This is a genomic window from Enterobacter sp. BWH52 (genome assembly GCF_001037565.1).
In the GTDB taxonomy this organism is placed as follows: domain Bacteria; phylum Pseudomonadota; class Gammaproteobacteria; order Enterobacterales; family Enterobacteriaceae; genus Enterobacter; species Enterobacter hormaechei_C.
In genome coordinates, this window is sequence record NZ_KQ089854.1 from 2237401 (window position 1) to 2257507 (window position 20107).

Annotated in this window: 19 protein-coding genes and 2 pseudogenes; 14 read left to right on the top strand and 7 right to left on the bottom strand. The window is 57.2% G+C overall.

All coding sequences use genetic code 11. The features are described from left to right. Positions 1-38 precede the first annotated feature (38 nt). The 4 genes from SK47_RS10535 to SK47_RS10550 all read right to left on the bottom strand — a co-directional run bounded on the left by SK47_RS10535 (position 39) and on the right by SK47_RS10550 (position 5487). Positions 39-1556, bottom strand: coding sequence for a carbohydrate porin (locus SK47_RS10535; protein WP_048244115.1), 1518 nt, complete (start codon positions 1554-1556; stop codon positions 39-41). Positions 1557-1727: 171 nt separating this feature from the next. Beyond that, on the bottom strand, positions 1728-2624 hold the full coding sequence (locus SK47_RS10540; protein ID WP_032609241.1) for an aminoimidazole riboside kinase: 897 nt from the start codon (positions 2622-2624) through the stop codon (positions 1728-1730). 88 nt (positions 2625-2712) lie between these two features. Next, on the bottom strand, positions 2713-3924 hold the full coding sequence (locus SK47_RS10545; RefSeq protein WP_003857082.1) for a diguanylate phosphodiesterase: 1212 nt from the start codon (positions 3922-3924) through the stop codon (positions 2713-2715). 87 nt (positions 3925-4011) lie between these two features. After that, positions 4012-5487, bottom strand: coding sequence for an alpha/beta hydrolase (locus tag SK47_RS10550; RefSeq protein ID WP_048244116.1), 1476 nt, complete (start codon positions 5485-5487; stop codon positions 4012-4014). A 266-nt stretch (positions 5488-5753) separates the two neighbouring features. On the opposite strand from SK47_RS10550, the gene SK47_RS10555 reads away from it, so the two are divergent. The 8 genes and pseudogenes from SK47_RS10555 to SK47_RS24465 all read left to right on the top strand — a co-directional run bounded on the left by SK47_RS10555 (position 5754) and on the right by SK47_RS24465 (position 12625). Next, positions 5754-6608: a MurR/RpiR family transcriptional regulator gene (locus tag SK47_RS10555; protein WP_022651219.1), complete on the top strand. Its 855-nt coding sequence runs from the start codon at positions 5754-5756 to the stop codon at positions 6606-6608. Positions 6609-6620: 12 nt separating this feature from the next. Beyond that, a complete protein-coding gene (gene ddpX / locus SK47_RS10560) occupies positions 6621-7193 on the top strand; it encodes a D-alanyl-D-alanine dipeptidase (protein WP_003857079.1) in 573 nt (190 codons plus the stop codon). Positions 7194-7208: 15 nt separating this feature from the next. Next, positions 7209-8741: an ABC transporter substrate-binding protein gene (locus tag SK47_RS10565; RefSeq protein ID WP_003857078.1), complete on the top strand. Its 1533-nt coding sequence runs from the start codon at positions 7209-7211 to the stop codon at positions 8739-8741. A gap of 23 nt (positions 8742-8764) precedes the next feature. Then, on the top strand, positions 8765-9787 hold the full coding sequence (locus SK47_RS10570; protein ID WP_003857077.1) for an ABC transporter permease: 1023 nt from the start codon (positions 8765-8767) through the stop codon (positions 9785-9787). Then, positions 9784-10680, top strand: coding sequence for a D,D-dipeptide ABC transporter permease (ddpC, locus tag SK47_RS10575; RefSeq protein ID WP_003857076.1), 897 nt, complete (start codon positions 9784-9786; stop codon positions 10678-10680). The genes SK47_RS10570 and ddpC overlap by 4 nt, the downstream gene beginning before the upstream one ends. Next, on the top strand, positions 10677-11663 hold the full coding sequence (locus SK47_RS10580) for an ABC transporter ATP-binding protein (RefSeq protein WP_003857075.1): 987 nt from the start codon (positions 10677-10679) through the stop codon (positions 11661-11663). The genes ddpC and SK47_RS10580 overlap by 4 nt, the downstream gene beginning before the upstream one ends. Before the next feature lie 94 nt (positions 11664-11757). Beyond that, a pseudogene (locus SK47_RS10585) lies at positions 11758-12558 on the top strand (ABC transporter ATP-binding protein); the annotation flags it as partial. After that, on the top strand, positions 12515-12625 hold the full coding sequence (locus SK47_RS24465) for a hypothetical protein (protein WP_349861263.1): 111 nt from the start codon (positions 12515-12517) through the stop codon (positions 12623-12625). The pseudogene SK47_RS10585 and the gene SK47_RS24465, both read left to right, overlap by 44 nt. Here the strand turns inward: SK47_RS24465 and SK47_RS10590 are convergent. Then, positions 12579-13328: pseudogene (locus SK47_RS10590) on the bottom strand (SDR family oxidoreductase). The gene SK47_RS24465 and the pseudogene SK47_RS10590 overlap by 47 nt on opposite strands. Before the next feature lie 136 nt (positions 13329-13464). On the opposite strand from SK47_RS10590, the gene SK47_RS10595 reads away from it, so the two are divergent. Then, complete coding sequence (locus SK47_RS10595; protein ID WP_048244118.1) at positions 13465-14370, top strand: LysR family transcriptional regulator; 906 nt, start codon at positions 13465-13467, stop codon at positions 14368-14370. Positions 14371-14393: 23 nt separating this feature from the next. Here SK47_RS10595 and SK47_RS10600 read toward each other — a convergent pair whose 3' ends face one another. Together SK47_RS10600 and SK47_RS10605 are read right to left on the bottom strand one after the other, a co-directional pair. Further along, on the bottom strand, positions 14394-14822 hold the full coding sequence (locus SK47_RS10600) for an OsmC family protein (RefSeq protein ID WP_003857069.1): 429 nt from the start codon (positions 14820-14822) through the stop codon (positions 14394-14396). 69 nt (positions 14823-14891) lie between these two features. Further along, positions 14892-15779, bottom strand: a complete 888-nt coding sequence (locus SK47_RS10605) for a LysR family transcriptional regulator (protein ID WP_003857067.1) — start codon at positions 15777-15779, stop codon at positions 14892-14894. A 111-nt stretch (positions 15780-15890) separates the two neighbouring features. Between SK47_RS10605 and SK47_RS10610 the strand changes: the two genes are divergently transcribed. The 5 genes from SK47_RS10610 to SK47_RS10630 all read left to right on the top strand — a co-directional run bounded on the left by SK47_RS10610 (position 15891) and on the right by SK47_RS10630 (position 19779). Further along, entirely contained in the window at positions 15891-16742 is an 852-nt protein-coding gene (locus tag SK47_RS10610) for a Vmh family MBL fold metallo-hydrolase (RefSeq protein WP_032666370.1), read from the top strand. 51 nt (positions 16743-16793) lie between these two features. Continuing rightward, complete coding sequence (locus SK47_RS10615) at positions 16794-17315, top strand: VOC family protein (RefSeq protein WP_023324678.1); 522 nt, start codon at positions 16794-16796, stop codon at positions 17313-17315. Positions 17316-17456: 141 nt separating this feature from the next. Continuing rightward, positions 17457-17672 carry a biofilm-dependent modulation protein gene (gene bdm, locus SK47_RS10620; protein ID WP_003857061.1) on the top strand — a complete coding sequence of 72 codons (216 nt, stop codon included), beginning with the start codon at positions 17457-17459 and terminating at the stop codon, positions 17670-17672. Positions 17673-17767: 95 nt separating this feature from the next. Further along, on the top strand, positions 17768-17905 hold the full coding sequence (gene sra / locus SK47_RS10625) for a stationary-phase-induced ribosome-associated protein (protein ID WP_003857059.1): 138 nt from the start codon (positions 17768-17770) through the stop codon (positions 17903-17905). 176 nt (positions 17906-18081) lie between these two features. Beyond that, on the top strand, positions 18082-19779 hold the full coding sequence (locus SK47_RS10630) for an NAD-dependent malic enzyme (RefSeq protein ID WP_003857058.1): 1698 nt from the start codon (positions 18082-18084) through the stop codon (positions 19777-19779). Positions 19780-20107: the final 328 nt, after the last annotated feature.

Here is a 20107-nt window from a genome sequence, read left to right on the forward strand (position 1 = left end):
GTGTTTGAAACGCCCCCGCGATGCGGGAGCGTGAAGGGTTAAAACCAGGTTTCCATCTGCACCCCAAAGTTCCATTCCCCGCCCGCGTTAAAGCCGCTGCTGCCAAAGGCGTCATCGCTGGCGTAGTTATCCAGCTTGCTGCTCCAGTCCATCCAGGTGGCGAACAGGCGCAGCTCCGGACGGCTGAAGAAATCGCCAATCTTGCCCGCCTTTAACGTCGGGGCGAAGGTCAGCTTGTAGAAGCTACCGTTAACCGCATTGCGATCCTTGTAGCCTTCCGGGCTTAAATCCATGTACTGATAGCTGCCTTCGAACGCGAGGGCGAAATTCTGGGTCACCTCTTTGATCAGACGCGTGTTGAACGTGATCCACTCATAGCTGTCGCCCTTCACGTAGCGGTCCTTACTGCTTTGCGCCAGCACGGCGGGCGCAATGTGCCAGCCACCGCCCAGAGGCGTGACACCGTAACTAGCAATACGCCAGGTATCGGCTTCTGACAGCAGCGCGCCGTCTGAACCAATGCTTTTCACCTCGGCGCCCAGACCGTGGCCGTAAAGGAGCGCCGTTTTGGCGGAACCTTCCCGCAGGCCGTAGAAGCTCTCGTTATGCAGACCAACCAGCGCATGTACTCCGTTATTGGCCGCGTCGGTTTTAATCGGATCGCCGTTGCTGTCCTTACGGTCGTCGTTATCTTTTGCTCGTAAGCCGCTGACCATCATCTGCACCGGCCCGGCGAAGTGATTCATGCTGAGGATGTAGTTCTGAACGTTGTTGTCGATCTCCTCTTCGCTGCCGAAGTTACGGCCATAAAGGGAGAAGTTACTGCGCAGCGTATCGTTCCACTTCACGTCGTAGACGCCGCCACCGGTCCCGGCGAGAAATACCACGTCGGAATCCAGCCAGTGAATGTCGAAGTTGTCGCGGTCAAAACGCTTACCCGCCCAGAAGGTGCTGCCCTTCAGCGCGCCGGTAAAGTCCGGCAAATTGCCCAGCTCGGCAAAGGCCTGACGAATGTTCAGGTCGCTGCTGTCTGCCGACCAGTCGTTATAGGTTTTCTGACCGTCGGCCAGCATCGCCTTAAAGCGCGTCGTCGCGCCATTCTCCAGCGTCTGTTTGTGCTCAACATTCAGCTCAACGTAGGTATCCGCTTCGTTCCCCAGACGCCCGATGGCCCCGCCCGTTTCCCCGGCGGGCGTCAGATAAGGGCCGCTTTTGCTGCTGGAGGCCGCGTCGTTCATCAGCAGGCCGGAACGGGCGTAACCGTGAAATTCAAAACCGCCTGTCCGGTCGGCTTTTTCTTCCAGCACCGTGGTGCGTTGCGCCACCGCCTGTGTGGAGGTTTGCGCTTTCTGCTGCGCAGCCACCAGCTGCTGCGTTTTCTGTTCCGCTGCTGTGGCGCGCTTTTCAGCAACCTGCGCGCGGGTTTCCGCCTCCTGCAAACGCTGCTCCAGCGCCGCCAGGCGCGCTTCGATACGGGTAATATCCGTCTGGGCAAAAACAGAGGTACTGCCGGCCAGCATGCCTATCATCACGGCAAGTCTGCGTTTTTTATACATTTTGTCGCATCCCTAATAACTATCGGTGAAAGTGCTAAATTGCTAAACCGGTTTAGGCTGGTGATACTAAACCGTTGAATTTTAGATCGGCAATGTTTTTTGCTAAACCGTTTTAGTAAGTGTGATCGAGGCGACAATTCAGGCCGCCGAATGGTGGCCTGGAGAGGTGAATTACAGTTCGTGATGATAAGGCAGCGCGGTCATTGCCCCTTTTGCGGTTGTCGCCAGCGCCCCACAGCGCTGCGCTAACGTGATGACCTCTGAGAGACGGGCCTGGCCATAACGTGCCAGACCGAACAGTAGCCCGGCGACGAAAGCATCCCCCGCGCCAGTGGTATCAATGCATTCCACGGGTGATGCAGCATAGTGTGTCAACGCGCCTTCCTGCCAGGCGGTGACGCCCTCTTTTCCCTGCGTTACCAGCACCAGCCTGGCCGGACAGGTGCGCATCAGCGCCGCCAGCCCCTCATGGACCTGCGCATTTCCGGTTAAGAACGCCAGCTCTTCCACCGAGATTTTCACCACATCTGCACAGGCTAATGCCCGCTCAAGACACTGACGCAGCTCGACTTCATCGTGCCAGAGATCGGCGCGAATATTGGGATCAAAGCTGACGAATCCCCCCGCCTGTCTGATCGCGGCCATCGCCTGAAACGTCGCGGAACGGCTGGGTTCGGCGCTGAGCGCGATTGAGCAGACGTGCAGCCACTCCCCGGCGCGGAATGACGGGAGGTCGGCGGCGTCGAGGAACAAGTCAGCGCTCGGGCGAACCATAAAGGTAAAGGAACGTTCACCGTCGTTATCGAGATCCACCACCACCGTGGAGGTGCGATGCTGCGGGTCCAGCCGCAGCCATTCTGTATTAACCTGCTCATCCGCAAGCGTTTTTTGCATAAAATGCCCGAAGGGGTCGTCGCCCACCCGGCCTATAAAGGCGCTTCTGCCGCCCAGACGCGCTACCCCTACCGCGACGTTGGCTGGTGCGCCGCCAGGACATTGCAGCAGTTTGCCCTCTCCGTCGGGCAACAGATCCACCACTGCATCGCCAAGTACCCAGATCGTCTCCATATCACCTTCTTAGCTAAATCATGTTAAACCGGTTTAGCTATTTAAGCACAGGCAGGGTGTCGGGGAAATATGGCGAGGGAAAATTTGCTTAACCCACCCGATGGGGCCAGTGGATATCACCCACGCCATTGAGCTGCGGGCGGGCGAACAAAAAGCCCTGGAAGCGCCGAATACCGGCGTATTCAAGCCAGCACCACTCTTCTATCTTCTCAATGCCTTCTGCGACCAGCGTAATCTCCAGATCGGTGCAGCAGCTGATTATCGACTTCACAATCGCCTGCTTGGGCCCGCTCAGGTGGATATCGCTGACGATCTCTCTGTCGATTTTGAGTTTATCCGGCTGGAACCGCGTGAGCAGCGAAAGACCAGCATAGCCGGAACCAAAATCATCTATCGCCAGCCCAACCCCTTCCGCCCGCAGCTGTTTAATCGCGCTGTTAAACTGGTTGAAGCCTGAAATCATCTCGTTCTCAGTGACTTCAATGATCACCTGCTCCGGCTGTAGATTGTGCTTTTTGATCTGCGTTACCAGGAACTCTACCGCGCCCGGCACGTTAACCAGCGACATTGGCAGCAGGTTCACCGCCAGTTTGTGGCTGCCGATGCCGAGCTTTTGCGCCAGCGCAAAGGTCCAGGCTTTTGTTTGCAGGTCGACTTCGTAAATCAGTTCACGATCGAGACTACGGAAGAAATGCTCCGGGCTGCCGCCGTCGTTTCCGCGTATAAGCGCTTCGAGAGAACTGATCTTGCCTTCGGACGGCTCGACAATGGGTTGCAGCGCAAACTGGCAGGGCTGTCCCGCCAGCAGACCTAACCCTTTACCAAACGGCGCGCGCTCTCGCGAAAGCGTCCATTTATCGGGCTCATAGTCCGAAGCGGGTGGGATAGCGGTTTTACCGGTGATAAAGGTCTGAATGAATTTGAAGACCCGATCCTCAGAAGTCAGATAACTTTCCAGCTTGCTGTAATGCAGAACCGACGCCAGAACCGCTTTCGGGGTCTGAACGTCCAGGTCAAACAGCAGCATTCCCACGTCTTCGAAACGTCTGCGCGGGCCGTAATCGCGCATCAGCTCCACTACGCCGGTATGCCGGTCATCAGCACGGATGGAGTTAAAAAGCGCGACGACGCGCTGTTCCGTGCCTTCGAGAATTTGCAGAACGTCACGTCCACGGGAGAGAAGAATGCCTGAGATGCCCTGCTCCGTGTTACGGATCCTGGCCTGTTCAACCAGCGCGCTTAACGCTGCAGAGGTGCAGGTTAAGCTCAGCTGGCTTCGATAAATGAGAGTTGTCAGCACAGAAACGGGGTCCGGTATGGGGTATACGCCTGAACGGTACTGTTTAACACAGTTCCCCGGTGTGACCTAATCTATTCCACGTTGGGCTTAATTATCACCGATACGGCTGTCGATCCGCGTCTGCATATAGTCGTAGAACGGATTCGACGTCACGCGCATCAGCGCATCTTTGCCGACGCTCAGAACCGATGTTTCTCCCCACAGGGCTATCGTCCCGAGGCTGATACCGTAGCGGTTTTTCACCGCAGGATGGCGGCCATAAAGATCGTCATCCTGCGGGAACGGAATGGCAACATGTGACAGGGAATAAACCTCCTGCGGATACGCGACCGACAGCGGCATCACCGTTTCCCGGGTGCTGCCCGCTGGCGTTTTCTTTGCCACCATATCAAACCTGTCGGGGCTGGCATTGGTCACAATTGTGACACTGTAACGTCTTTTTGCCTCCGGCAGCAGGTCAGCCACCGCCGTCCAGGATGATGGCCTGAACAGTGGACGGAAACTCCCGGCCTGGTTGATATCAAAAACCACCAGTTCGCTGCCGTTTGCCGGAAGCTGGTCAAACAGCCCGCTGACCACGGCGCGGGTACTGACCGTTGAATCCATGACCGACTGGAAAGCAAGTATCGGCGGAAGCTGCGCCAGTTTGTGATCATGAACACCGCGATTTATCTGCTCATGCAGCGCCTGGGTAAGCAGCCAGGACTGACGTGCCGCATTCACCGGGAACGAATTGTATTTATAAGGATTATATTCTGGCGAAATGTTGAGCCACGCGGCTTTGGCAAACGCCGGTAACATAGCCGGTAGCCCGGCGAATCCGGCAAAGCGCGCAAACGCCGTGACGCCAATCATCGGTGAGAGCAAAACGATCTGCTCAGGTTGACGCAGTGCAGGCGCATCAAGGGCGTCGAGGGCATATTTCATCGCCAGCGCCCCGCCGTTGGAGTAGCCCACCAGATGCAGGGGGAGATCGTTCCCCGTCAGGCGTGTCGCTTCACGAACCGCGAGGCGCGTTGCCGCCAGCCACGCCTCCCAGTCAACGTCTGTCAGCGCGCCCGGTGCCGTGCCGTGTCCGGGCAAACGAGGCACTACGGCCACAAAGCCGTGCTGTTGATAATTCTCTGCCAGATGCCTGACGCTGTAGGGCGAATCCGTCAGACCGTGCAGCAATACCACCCCCCCGCGCGGCTTTCCGGCAGGCATCAGCACGAACGACCGGTTTGCATCCGGGGAAAAGTGTCCTGGCCACACCAGGCTCTGGCGGTAATAACGGTTCAGCGGCGTGCGCTCTGCGGGGGTGACTTTCGCCGTCACCTCAGCGTCGAGAGCGGTGAAGATGGCGTTTTCCCGCGCGACATACGCTACGAAGGTCGCGTTATCCATCTCCTGCACGGACATTTCATCAGCCCGCCAGGTGTGCCAGTGATGCAGGGCTGGCCCCTGCTGCGAAAGATAAACCCGCACCGAAAGCAGAACGAGCACAATGATCCCGATGACCATCGCTATTTTTTTTGCGAGAGCCATCAGGCGCACGCTGACCCGCCAGGGCAAATTCGCCATGTAAGGCTCCCTCTTTTTTCCCAGAGCTTTCATCTTACCAAAAAATGTGAAGAGGCTGACGTATTCACCAAATAGATACCCTTCAGCCTGCACACTGCACCAAAAGTGAACTACGCTGCACAAATGTTGATCACATGTTAAACAAATATTGCATTAACTTTGCTGCACAGCGCGTTTTCGCCGCAATGTGAACATGGCACGCGTCCTGCATTGTTAATCCGGTAACAGAAACCCGGCCTTTGACAGCCAGTTAACAGCGAGGCGGTATGACGACCAAACCTGAGGTGTTGAGCCGTATCGAAGCGACCTTTAGCCAGCTCACCCCGAGCGAAAAACGGGTGGCAAGCTGGATGCTGGCGCACGTCGGGCAGATCCCCTTTGAAACGGCAGAGAGCGTGGCGCTGGCCACGGCCACCAGCGGGATCACCGTCGGACGCTTTCTGCGCAAGCTGGGCTATCGCAACCTGGACGACGCCAAAAAAAGCCTGCGCGATCCCCACCAGCCCTGGGGCATTAACGAGCGTCTCGACTCCTGGAAGCAGCAACAGCCGCTGTCGGATCGCCTTCAGAACTCCCTGTCGCTGGAGGTGGACGCCATTGCCCATGTCTACCAGCTGGCGCAAAGCGAAACGTTCAGGCAGGTGGTCCAGCAACTTACCCATGCCGACGCCGTTTTCGTGCTGGGGATCCAGTCCACGCGCGGGATCGCCAATGCGTTCTTCAGCCATCTGGAGTATCTGCGCCCGCGGGTGAGCTATTCAGAAGGGCTCTCCGGTAGCTGGGTGGAGTCGCTTAACTCCGGCTTTGCGAACCCGTATATCGTGCTGACGGATACCCGCGCCTACTCCGCCATTGCCCGCCAGTACTGCCGCGTGGCGAGCGAAAAAGGCCTGGCGATGGCGCTGATCACCGATATCTGGTGCCCGTGGGCGCGGGATTACCCGATTGATTTACTCCAGGTGAAGACCGATACCGGCCATTTCTGGGATTCGCTGGCGCCGGTGAGCTGTCTGTTCAACCTGCTGCTGTCGGGCGTTGTGGAGGCGCTGGGGGATGCGCTGCCGGAACGTCTGGCAATCAACCGACAACTACAACAAGAGTTTGGTCAATTTGAACGCTAAAGGAGCGGAGCTATGCCTGAAGAGAGTCAACTGATTGATGTGGCGAAAACCTTTCCCACGCTGCATATCGATCTGAAATACGCGACCGCCGATAACATCACTGGCCGCCCGATCTACCAGCACGCCGCGTGCCTGTTGCATACGGATGCCGCCACCGCGCTGGCGAAAGCGATCGGCATCGCCGCGCTGGCCGGTCTGAAGCTGGTGGTTTACGACGCCTACCGCCCCCAGCAGGCGCAGTCGCAACTCTGGGATGCCTGCCCCAATCCGGAATACGTGGTGGATGTCGCAATTGGCTCTAACCACAGCCGGGGCACCGCCATTGACGTCACGCTGATGGATGAACACGACAACGTGCTGGATATGGGTGCCGGGTTTGACGAAATGCACGACCGTTCTCATGCCTGGCACCCTTCCGTTCCGCCTGAGGCGCAGCGAAATCGTCTGCTCCTGAACGCCGTTATGTACGGCGGCGGTTTTGTGGGCATCAGCAGCGAATGGTGGCATTTCGAACTGCCGAATGCCGCCAGCTACCCGCTGTTAGATGACCAGTTCGCCTGTTATCCGACCACACACTCACTGTAATTCTGGAGCCCCGCCATGAAAACAACGCTGCTTACAACCCTGATTGCCGCTACGCTCGCCCTGAGCGCCCCTCTCGCGCTGGCGGCGGTGCCAAAAGATATGCTGGTGATTGGGAAAGCTGCCGATCCGCAAACGCTGGATCCGGCGGTCACTATCGATAACAACGACTGGACGGTGACCTACCCCTCGTACCAGCGTCTGGTGAAATACAAGCCTGGCACCACGGAGGTGGAAGGCGATCTGTCGACGGGCTGGAAGGCGTCTGACGACCAGAAAGAGTGGACGTTCACCCTGGCAGATAATGCAAAATTCTCCGACGGCACGCCGGTGACCGCCGAAGCGGTCAAGCTGTCGTTTGAACGTCTGCTGAAAATTAACCAGGGACCTTCCGAAGCGTTCCCGAAAGATTTGAAAGTGGACGCGGTGGATGAGCATACGGTGAAATTCACCCTCAGCCAGCCGTTCGCCCCGTTCCTCTACACGCTGGCCAATGACGGCGCGTCGATCGTCAACCCGGCGGTGCTGAAAGCCAATGCCGCCGACGACGCACGCGGTTTCCTGGCGCAAAACACCGCGGGTTCCGGACCGTTTATGCTGAAAAGCTGGCGGAAAGGTCAGCAGCTGGTGATGGTGCCCAACCCACACTGGCCGGGTGAAAAGCCGCACTTCAAGCGTGTCTCGGTCAAGATTATCGGTGAAAGCGCCTCGCGTCGCCTGCAACTTTCCCGTGGCGATCTGGATATCGCCGACGCCCTGCCGGTGGATCAGCTTGCCGCTCTGAAGCAGGAAGGCAAAGTGGCCGTGGCGGAATACCCGTCCCTGCGGGTGACCTACCTCTATCTGAACAACAGTAAGCCTCCGATGAATCAGGTGGATTTGCGCCGCGCGGTCTCCTGGGCGACCGATTATCAGGGGATGGTGAAAGGCATTCTCAGCGGGAACGGCAAGCAGATGCGCGGCCCGATCCCGGAGGGCATGTGGGGCTTTGATGCGAACGCCATGCAGTACAGCTTTGACGAGGCCAAAGCCAAAGCGGCGCTGGAAAAAGTCAACGATAAACCCGCCAGCCTGACGTTCCTCTACTCCGATAACGACCCGAACTGGGAGCCTATCGCCCTCTCCACGCAGGCGAGCCTGGGCAAGCTGGGGATTAACGTCAAGCTCGAGAAACTGGCGAACGCCACCATGCGCGACCGCGTCGGCAAAGGTGATTATGACATTGCGATTGGTAACTGGAGCCCGGACTTCGCTGACCCGTACATGTTCATGAATTACTGGTTCGAATCGGACAAAAAAGGGCTGCCGGGTAACCGCTCATTCTATGAGAACAAAGAGGTCGATGCGCTGTTGCAGGCGGCACTGAAAACCACCGATCAGGCGGAGCGCACCAAAGATTACCAGCAGGCGCAGAAAGTGGTGATTGACGAGGCGGCTTACGTTTATCTGTTCCAGAAGAACTATCAGCTGGCGATGAACAAAGAGGTCAAAGGCTTCACCTTTAATCCGATGCTTGAGCAGGTCTTTAACATCGCCACCATGAGTAAGTAACGGCCCACGCCGGGGGGAAGTGTATGACGTTCTGGAGCATTGTGCGCCAGCGCTGCTGGGGGTTAATCCTGGTGGTGGCCGGTGTCTGTATTATTACTTTTATTATTTCACACCTGATCCCCGGCGATCCGGCCCGCCTGCTGGCCGGTGACCGCGCCAGCGATGAAATCGTGCAGGGCATCCGCCAGCAGCTGGGGCTGGATCAACCGCTCTATATTCAGTTTGGCCGCTATGTAGAGGCGCTGGCGCATGGCGATCTGGGCACATCCATTCGCACCGGTCGCCCCGTTGCGGAAGATTTGAAAGCCTTTTTCCCCGCCACGCTGGAACTGGCCTTCTGCTCTTTGCTGCTGGCCCTGGTGATTGGCGTGCCGCTGGGCATTTTATCGGCGGTGTACCGTAACCGCTGGCTGGATCACCTGGTGCGACTGATGGCGATGACCGGCATCTCGACGCCTGCCTTCTGGCTGGGACTGGGTGTTATCGTTCTGTTCTACGGGCAACTGCAAATTCTGCCCGGCGGCGGCAGGCTGGACGACTGGCTCGATCCGCCCGCCCACGTTACCGGTTTTTATCTACTGGACGCTCTGCTGGAAGGCAACGGCGAGGTGTTTTTCAACGCCCTACAGCACCTGATTCTCCCCTCCCTGACCCTGGCCTTTGTGCATCTGGGTATTGTGGCGCGTCAGGTACGTTCCGCGATGCTGGAGCAACTGAGCGAGGATTATATTCGTACCGCCCGCGCGAGCGGGTTGCCGGGGTGGTACATCGTGCTGCGCTACGCCTTACCCAACGCCATGATCCCCTCCATTACCGTGCTCGGGCTGGCGCTGGGCGATCTGCTGTACGGGGCAGTCCTTACCGAAACCGTGTTTGCCTGGCCGGGAATGGGAGCCTGGGTGGTGACCTCCATTCAGGCGCTGGACTTCCCTGCCGTCATGGGCTTCGCGGTCGTGGTATCGCTGGCCTATGTCTTCGTCAATCTGGTGGTGGATCTGCTGTATCTGTGGATCGACCCGCGAATCGGGCGCGGAGGTGCCGAATGATGTTAACTCAGGAAACGCCCGTCCCTGTCAGCACCGCTAAACAGCGCATTAACTGGGCAAAGCTATTCTGGATGTTACGCAAAAGCCCGCTCACGCTGATCGGCGGGGTGATTATGATCGTGATGCTGCTGATGATGATGGTCTCGCCGTGGATAGTCCCGCACGATCCGAATGCGCTGGATCTGACCGCGCGATTGCAGGCGCCTTCAGCCCAGCACTGGTTTGGCACCGATGAGGTGGGCCGGGATCTGTTCAGCCGCGTGCTGGTGGGCAGCCAGCAGTCCATCACGGCGGGGCTGGCGGTGGTGGTGATTGCGGGCGGCATCGGTTCTCTGCTCGGCTGTTTGTCCGGCGTACTCGGCGGACGCGGCGACGCCATCATTATGCGTATCATGGACATTATGCTCTCCATCCCCTCGCTGGTGTTGACGATGGCGCTGGCCGCCGCGCTCGGCCCAAGCCTGTTTAACGCGATGCTGGCGATTGCGATTGTACGCATTCCGTTTTACGTGCGGCTGGCACGCGGGCAAACGCTGTTGGTGCGCCAGTTCACCTACGTGCAGGCCGCCCGCACCTTTGGCGCATCGCGCTGGCACCTGATCAGCTGGCATATCCTGCGTAACGCCCTTCCGCCGCTGATCGTACAGGCGTCGCTGGATATCGGCAGCGCCATTCTGATGGCCGCCACGCTGGGCTTTATTGGATTAGGCGCGCAGCAGCCGACCGCCGAATGGGGCGCGATGGTGGCCGTGGGGCGTAACTACGTGCTTGACCAGTGGTGGTACTGCGCGTTTCCGGGGGCGGCAATTCTGATCACGGCGGTTGGGTTTAATCTGTTTGGCGATGGTCTTCGCGACCTGCTGGATCCCAAATCAGGAGGGAAGCAGTCATGAGTGATTCCGTATTATCGATTGAAGATTTGCATCTGAGCTTCCCCATTTTTCGCGGTGACGTCCACGCGCTCAACCACGTCTCGCTGGAGATTGGCCGGGGTGAAATTGTCGGCGTGGTGGGCGAATCCGGCTCGGGAAAATCGGTCACCGCGATGCTGGCGATGCGCCTGCTGCCGGAAGGCAGTTACCATGTTCACCATGGCCGGGTCACCCTGCTCGGGGAAGATGTCCTGAACGCGTCGGAAAAACAGCTTCGTCAGTGGCGCGGCGCCAGGGTGGCGATGATTTTTCAGGAGCCGATGACGGCGCTTAACCCTACGCGCCGGATTGGCAGGCAAATGGTGGAGGTGATCCGCCAGCATCAGTCGCTTTCCCGCCGCGACGCGCAGCAGAAGGCGATCGCCCTGCTGGGCGAGATGCAAATCCCGGATGCGGCACAGGTGATGGAACGCTATCCGTTTGAGCTTTCCGGCGGCATGCGCCAGCGGGTGATGATCGCCCTTGCCTTCTCCTGCGAGCCGGAGCTGATCATTGCCGATGAGCCGACCACCGCGCTGGACGTGACCGTTCAGCGTCAGGTGCTGCGGCTACTGAAACACAAAGCGCGCGCCAGCGGGACGTCGGTGCTGTTTATCAGTCACGATATGGCGGTGGTGTCGCAGCTTTGTGACCGGATGTACGTTATGTACGCGGGCAGCGTGATCGAAAGCGGCAGCACGCAGACTTTGATCCACCATCCTGTACACCCCTATTCGATTGGCCTGCTGCGGTGTGCCCCGGAAAATGGTGAACCGCGCGAGATCCTCCCGGCCATTCCCGGCACGGTGCCTAACCTCAGCCACCTCCCGCGCGGATGTGCCTTTCGCGAACGCTGTTTTGCTGCCGGGGCGAAATGCAGCGAAACGCCACGCTTAATTTCCACGGGCGCAGAAGGCCAACAGGCTGCCTGCTGGTACCCACAACAGGAGAGACGACATGTCTGAGGTACTGCTGGAACTGGATAGCGTGCATGTGAATTTTCCTGCGCGCAAAAACTGGCTGGGGCGCGTGACGGAGCAGGTACACGCCCTCAACGGCATGGATCTCCGGATCCATCGCGGCGAAACGCTGGGCGTTGTGGGGGAATCCGGCTGTGGAAAGAGCACGCTGGCGCAACTGCTGATGGGCATGCTCAAACCGAGTACAGGTGCCTGTCAGCGCGCAAATGCGGCAGGCGGTATGCAGATGGTATTTCAGGACCCGCTCTCGTCCCTCGATCCGCGTTTACCCGTCTGGCGCATAATCACCGAGCCGGTGTGGATACAGCAACGCCGCAGCGAACGGGAGCGTCGTCAGCTGGCTGAGACGCTGGCGCAGCAGGTGGGCATTCGAGCAGAATATCTTGACCGCCTGCCGCATGCGTTTTCGGGCGGACAGCGCCAGCGCATCGCTATCGCCCGGGCGCTCTCTTCAGATCCTGACATCATCGTGCTGGATGAACCCACCAGCGCGCTGGATATTTCTGTCCAGGCGCAGATCCTCAATTTGCTGGTTGCCCTGCAACAGCAGCGAAATCTGACCTACGTACTGATCTCGCACAACGTCTCGGTGGTCCGGCACATGAGCGACCGGGTGGCAGTGATGTATCTGGGGCAGATCGTGGAGCTGGGTCCGGCGGACCAGGTGCTGAGTCAGCCGCGGCATCCGTATACGCAGCTGCTGCTTGACTCCGTTCCCCGTACCGGAGAACCGCTGGACGAAGATCTGGCATTACGCAAAACCGATCTTCCCGGTAATCGCCACCTGCCCGATGGCTGCTACTTCCGCGACCGCTGCCCGCTGGCGATGCAGGGATGTGAACGGCCGCAGCCGCTTCAGCCCGCAGCCGAAGGCCGAAGCGTACGCTGCTGGCGTAACCGCTAGATTTGCGCCATCCCGCCATCGACAAACAGCTCCGTGGCGTTAATAAAGCTGGCGGCATCGGACGCCAGAAACGCCACGGCTTTCCCGACTTCGCCCGGCGCGCCCAGGCGACCCAGCGGTACCTGGGCCGCCAGCGCATCGTATAATCCCTGACGCTGTTATTCGGAAACCAGATCGCCAAGACCGGGCGTTTTCACGGGGCCAGGGCTGACGACGTTGACGCGTATCCCGCGGCCCTGTAAGTCCAGCGCCCAGGAGCGGGCAAAGTTACGCACGGCGGCTTTACTGGCGCTGTAGACGCTAAAATTCGCCGTCCCCTTAATCGAAACCGTCGATCCGGTGAGGATAATGGATGAACCAGATGAGAGCAGCGGCAGCGCTTTCTGGACGGTGAACAGCACGCCGCGCACGTTGGTGGCAAAAATCCGGTCAAACTGCTCTTCGGTGATAGCGCCCAGCGGCAGCATGTCGCCGCCCCCGGCGTTGGCGAACAGAATATCGAGTCGTCCTTCTTCTTTAGCAATCTGCGCGTAAACCGCATCCAGATCGGCCATTCTGGAGACGTCCGCGCGGATAGCTACCGCCGCGGCGCCAATGTCTGCCCGGGCAGCTTCCAGTTCGGCCTGACGACGTCCGGTGATATAGACCTTCGCTCCCTGCGCCGCCAGCTCCTGTGCCGTTGCGAGACCAATACCGGTGCTGCCACCGGTCACCAGAGCGATTTTTCCTGCAAGCGTTGTATTCATACTCATAACCTTTGTTGTGATGTAAAAGAGGAGCGTTTGCCCGCGTCAGGCAGACTTTAGACCTTGCGGGATTAGCGATAAACGGGCAAAAATGAAAATGAATTTTCACAGCAGGAAATAATCAGAGGAGATCTATGTGGATCAGCTAATGGCAATGCGTGCCTTTACGCGGGTGGTTGAATCCGGAAGCTTTACCCGAGCGGCAGACTCCCTGAACATGCCGATAGCCACGCTGAGCAAGCTGGTAAAATCACTTGAAGCGCACCTGGAAACACGGCTGCTGCATCGCACGACGCGCCGGGTGGTCACGACGGCAGAAGGCATGGAATACTACGAGAAAGCGCTACGGGTATTAATTGATATAGAGGACATTGATACCGCCTTTCGCGCATCGTGCTGCACGCCCAAAGGCCATTTGCGTATTGACGTGGGGGGCTCAACCGCCCGGGACGTGCTGATCCCCCTGCTGCCGGATTTTTTTCAGCGCTACCCGGATCTGCGCATTAACCTGGGGGTAGCCGATCGTCCGGTAGATTTAATCAGCGGAAACGTGGACTGCGTGATCCGCGGCGGCGCGCTGGATGACTCTTCGCTTATCGCGCGGCATATCGGTGATGCCGGGATGATCGCCTGCGCGGCGCCGGGCTATCTTAAAGCTCACGGCATCCCTGCCTATCCGCAGGAGCTGCGCAACGGCCATAAGCTGATTAGCTACCTTTCCCCGGTTACCGGACGCGCATTTCCGTTCCGCTTCCTCGACCGGGGTGAGCCGCTGGAGATCAGCGTACCGCACCATCTTGGGGTCAATGAAAGCAACGCACATCTGGCCGCGGCGCTGGCGGGTTTAGGGATTATTCAGACGTTTGGCTATGCTGCGAGAGCGCATCTGGAAACGGGCGCGCTGGTAGAGATCCTGAGCGACTGGCGTCCTAAGGCGTATCCTTTTCACGTGGTCTATCCCCAGAGTCGGCATTTAACGCATCGCCTGAGAGTGTTTATTGCGTGGCTTGCCGAGGTTTTCCCTGCGGCAGTGAAAGGTTAGCCGGGCATTTGCCCGGCCTGATATCAGTTCAGTTTGTAATCCAGCGTGATTTCGGCTTTCAACAGCTGCGATACCGGACAACCCGCCTTCGCTTTCTGAATAATGCCGTCGAACTGCTGCGGATCGATACCCGGTACCGTCACCTTGCTTTGTAGCGCCACTTTGCTGATGGCAAAACCGCTGTCGGTTTTATCCAGCGAGACATCCGCCGTGGTATCGATGGAATCGGCAGTATAACCCGCTTCGCCCAGCATTAGCGACAGGGCCATAGAGAAACAGGCCGCGTGCGCTGCGCCAATCAGCTCTTCCGGGTTAGTCCCTTTTTCGCCCTCGAAGCGGGTGTTAAAGCCGTAAGGTTGCTGGTTAAGGACGCCACTCTCTGTTGAGACCGTCCCTTTGCCGCGTTTGATGTCGCCAGACCAGTGTGCTGAACCGTGCTTATGAATCGTCATTCTTGCTCTCCTTTTGGCTTACAAAGGGATAAGTATAGGACGCATAATCCATTTTGCAGGGAAGACAGACTAGTCCGAGCGCGTGGCAAGGTGGTTTGCAAGTGCATCCAGGAACACACGCTGCGCCGCAGGCTGATAGTCTCGCGACTGATAAATACCAAAAATACCGATCGGTTTTGGCGTAAAGGCGCCGAGCACCGGCACCAGGCTGCCCTGCCGTAGCGCCGCGTCGGCCTCGCGCTCGGGCAGCATGGCAATACCACAGTGGTTTATCGCCGCCTCCATCAGCAATGACGAGATACTGGCGCTGAGATTGCCGCTGACCGCCGTCGTGACCGACTCCCCTTCTGGCGTCAAAAAACGCCACGACTGACCGGCAAAAAAGCTGTAATGCAGGCAGTTGTGCCGGGATAAATCCTCCAGCTGCACTGGAACGCCCCGACTGGCAAGGTAGTGCGGCGAGGCGCAAAGTACGGACCGACACTCTCCCAGTCGGCGGGCGATCATGCCCGGTTCAGGGTTATCGGTGATGCGGATCGCCACGTCAATTCGCTCGCCCACCAGACTTACCGGATGATTGTTAACATCCAGCTCAATGCGCAGCTGAGGGTAACGCTGCAACAGATCGGGCAGCACCGGAACGATAATATGCATCGCCGTAAAGTGCGCGCAGGCGACACGAAGCGTGCCTGAGGGTAAATCCTTCACTGACTGATCTTCAATTTCCTGAGAAATTTGCGAGAGCGTGCGGGTCTTTTGCAGGACCTTCTCCCCCGCCGCCGTCAGCGTCAGCTTGCGGGTGGAGCGGTTCACCAGCCGCGCCCCGGCCCACTTCTCCATTTGCTCCAGATAACGGCTCACCATCGGACGGGAGATCCCCAGCGCCCGCGCCGCCGCGCTTAAACTCCCCAGCTCACAGATGCGGTTGTACACCTGGGCGGCAATAACGCGATCCATTTTGACCTCCATTTGCTCGATTTATGAAACTAAGCATGTCCTGTTTCAGGAATTCTGGCAAATGAAGAGATCCGTACAATAGAGACTTTCCTGAAGAACAGAGACATGACCATGACTATCGCCCGCCTTGCTTTGCTGACAACCCTTTTCACTCCGGCCGTCTTTGCCGCGCCGTTGACCGTTGATACGTACAACCCGCAGGAAAAAGGCATTTTTGCCGTTTCTTCCACGCTGGTGTCTGGCCCGAAAGAGGCGGTACTGTTTGACGCCCAGTTCAGCGTGAAAGATGGCGAAGCGCTGGTGGAAAAAATTCGCCACAGCGGTAAAACGCTGAACAAAATCGTGATCACCTCCGGCGATCCGGATTTCTATTTCGGCCTGCAACCGCTGGTGAAAGCCTTCCCTAATGCCAAAGTTGTCGCCACGCAACAGGTGGTGGACCATATCAGGGCCACAAAAGACGCGAAGCTCGCCTTCTGGGGGCCACAGATGAAAGACGGCGCGCCGTCACAACTCTACGTGCCGCAAGTGCTTGCCTCAACCACCTTTATGATTGATGGTGAAAGAGTGAATATTGAAGAGCCTGAGAGCTATGCGGCGTACGTCTGGATCCCATCCGCAAAAACCATCCTCGGCGGCACGGGCGTCTCGTGGGGTATTCACGTCTGGACGGCGGATACCCAAACGCCGGAAAGCCGCAAACAGTGGCAGCAGACGCTGGATAGCATGGCAGCCCTTAAGCCCGAACACGTTATTCCGGGCCACTACCTTGGGACACCGCCAGCGGGTACCGGCGCTATCGACTTTACCCGTCGCTATCTACATCAGTTTGAACAGGCCCTCATGACACATAAAGCGTCAACCGGCGTCATTAGCACGATGAAAAAACAATGGCCGAATCTGGCGGAAGCCAGTTCGCTGGAATTGAGTGCCAAAGTGAATACCGGCGAAATGAAGTGGTAATATCCTGATTATCTCCTGCTATATTTAAATTTTTTATAGCAGGAGTTTACTATGCCATCGTCAGTAAGGGGCATCGACCATATCGGTATTACGGTGCCCGACATTGAAAAAGCCACCCTATTTTTTGAACGCGCTTTCGGCGCACAGGTTTTATATCATTCTGTCGATGCGGAAACCGATAATATTGATCAGGCCGCCCAGCAGCACACCTTAAAATTATTTCCCGGCACAAAAATTCACGCCATTCGTATGCTTGTTATGCCCCATGGACCCGGCATTGAACTTTTCGAAATGCATGGCCCTGAACAGGGAATGCCCGCCCGCGCAAGCGACTTTGGCCTCCAGCATTTTGCTGTTTATGTTGATGATTTTGATAAGGCGATAGCCGCTTTCACCGCTGCCGGCGGGGAGATATTTACCGCGCCAAAGCCGCTCACGTTTCCGGATGAGCAAGGTGAAGGGAATGCTTTCTGCTATGGGCAGACCCCCTGGGGCAGCATTGTGGAATTGATCTCCTGGCCGACGCCCATGCCTTATGAAAAAACGACAAATTTACGCCGCTGGAAACCCTGAATTTTATTTGTGTGCCAGGAGAGATGATATTTTTATTTCCAGGACGAATCTGAACCACAACGGCGAAAATATTTGCCAATCTGAATGTGAATTACGATTTTGCACGCCGTAACATTAAACAGACAACGACACGGAGGCAGCATGTTTACTTATTACCCGGCACATACCACAGCAGCACAACCCGAACTCGTTAACGCGATTGCGCAGGGTCTTCAGGCAGAGCACGGTGTTGTTACCGAAGATGACATTTTGATGGAACTGACCAAGTGGGTGGAAGCCACAGACAATGACATCCTCAGTGACATCTACCAGCAAACCATCAACTATGTGGTCAGCGGGCAAAATGCACCTTTGTAAAAACCTGCTAAGCTGGATCTGCAACCTAAGGGGTTACATTTCGTTTGCGTGAGCAAACTTGTCCTTAAAACTATCAACGGGATTGAGGAGTTAAAATGAAATCGAACCGTCAGGCACGCCACATTCTGGGACTGAACTACAAGCTCTCTAACAAGCGTAAAGTGGTTATTGAGGAGGGTAGCGAAACGCAGGTTACCCACGCTACCGGCAGAAAACGCCCTTCCGGCAAGTAAGTTCCGGCACGATATTCACAACACCATCGGTAATCCCGATGGTGTTTTTGTTTATGTGTTGCGGTAATTAATATTCAGCTCCTTTATAATACCAACCGACCGCACCCCGTAGCACAGGCCAGAAAGATGACAAACAGCAGTGTCAGGGACGGATCTTCTTAAAAAGAGTGAGTGACATGGACAACAAACTGAAAAAACATCGTTCCCTTTATATTCCTTACGCCGGTCCGGTTTTACTGGAGTTTCCCCTTCTGAACAAAGGCAGCGCCTTTAGCATGGAAGAGCGCAGCAGCTTTAACCTGCTGGGCCTGCTGCCTGAAGTGGTTGAAACCATTGAAGAACAGGCGGAACGCGCCTGGATCCAGTATCAGGGTTTTAAAACCGAAATCGATAAGCACATCTACCTGCGTAATATCCAGGACACCAACGAAACCCTCTTCTACCGCCTGGTGCAGAACCATCTCGAAGAGATGATGCCCGTCATTTACACCCCAACCGTCGGCGCGGCATGTGAACGCTTCTCAGAGATCTACCGTCGTTCCCGCGGTGTGTTCATCTCTTATCAGAACCGTCACAACATGGATGACATACTGCAAAACGTGCCGAACCACAACATCAAGGTGATCGTGGTAACCGATGGCGAACGTATTCTGGGCCTTGGCGACCAGGGCATTGGTGGGATGGGTATTCCCATCGGTAAGCTCTCGCTGTATACCGCCTGCGGCGGGATCAGCCCGGCCTACACCCTGCCGGTAGTCCTGGACGTGGGGACCAACAACCAGCAACTGCTGAACGATCCGCTGTACATGGGCTGGCGTCACCCGCGCATTACCGACGACGAGTACTATCAGTTTGTGGATGATTTCATCCAGGCCGTGAAGCACCGCTGGCCGGACGTGCTGTTGCAGTTCGAAGACTTCGCACAGAAAAACGCCATGCCGCTGCTGAACCGCTACCGCGATGAGATCTGCTCGTTCAACGATGACATTCAGGGCACTGCGGCAGTGACCGTCGGTACGCTGATTGCTGCGAGCCGTGCGGCAGGCAGCCAGCTCAGCTATCAGAAAATTGTCTTCCTGGGTGCAGGCTCCGCGGGCTGCGGCATCGCCGAGCAAATTATTGCCCAGACCCAGCGCGAAGGCTTAAGCGAAGAGCTCGCCCGCTCCCGCGTCTTTATGGTGGACCGTTTTGGCCTGCTGACCGACGGTATGCCTAACCTGCTCCCGTTCCAGACCAAACTGGTGCAGAAGCGCGAGAACCTGAAAAACTGGGATACGGATAACGAGGTGCTCTCGCTTCTTGACGTGGTGCGCAACGTGAAACCGGATATTCTGATCGGCGTATCCGGGCAGACCGGCCTCTTCACGGAGGAGATCATTCGCGAGATGCATAAGCACTGCGAACGCCCTATCGTGATGCCGCTATCGAACCCGACCTCACGCGTGGAGGCGACGCCGCAGGATATCATCGCCTGGACCGAAGGCAATGCGCTGGTCGCGACCGGCAGTCCGTTCGATCCGGTGGTGTGGAAGGACAAGCTCTACCCCATTGCGCAGTGCAATAACTCCTATATCTTCCCGGGTATTGGTCTGGGAGTGATCGCTTCCGGCGCGTCCCGCATCACCGACGAAATGCTGATGTCCGCGAGCGAAACGCTGGCAGGTCACTCACCACTGGTGAATAACGGTGAAGGCCTGGTACTGCCGGAGCTGAAAGACATTCATAAAGTGTCCCGCGCAATTGCCTTCGCGGTAGGCAAAATGGCGCAGCAGCAAGGCGTCGCGGTGAAAACCTCTGCCGATGCGTTGCAGCAAGCGATTGATGATAATTTCTGGATGCCGGAATACCGTAGCTATCGTCGTACTTCGATTTAAGCATCGCCCCTCACCCAGCCCTCTCCCCAAAGGGGAGAGGGTGAAAACCGCACCGGACAGTCCCCTCGCCCCTTTGGGGAGAGGGTTAGGGTGAGGGGAATATACGGCACTTCCCACTAGCCAAACCCATTTTCCCCCGCTACACTCCCTTCATCCATTAACCTACTGAATATATAAGGAGGCCAATTATGCTGTACTGTGAAATTTTCAATGTTTCACATACATTTGGTGATCGCACCAGCTCAAGCGTTATCGGTATCGTGCTGCGATAACTTCCGCTTGAGCGAAGACACTAACCCCTGAAATCCCTTCTCTCGGGCTTACTGAG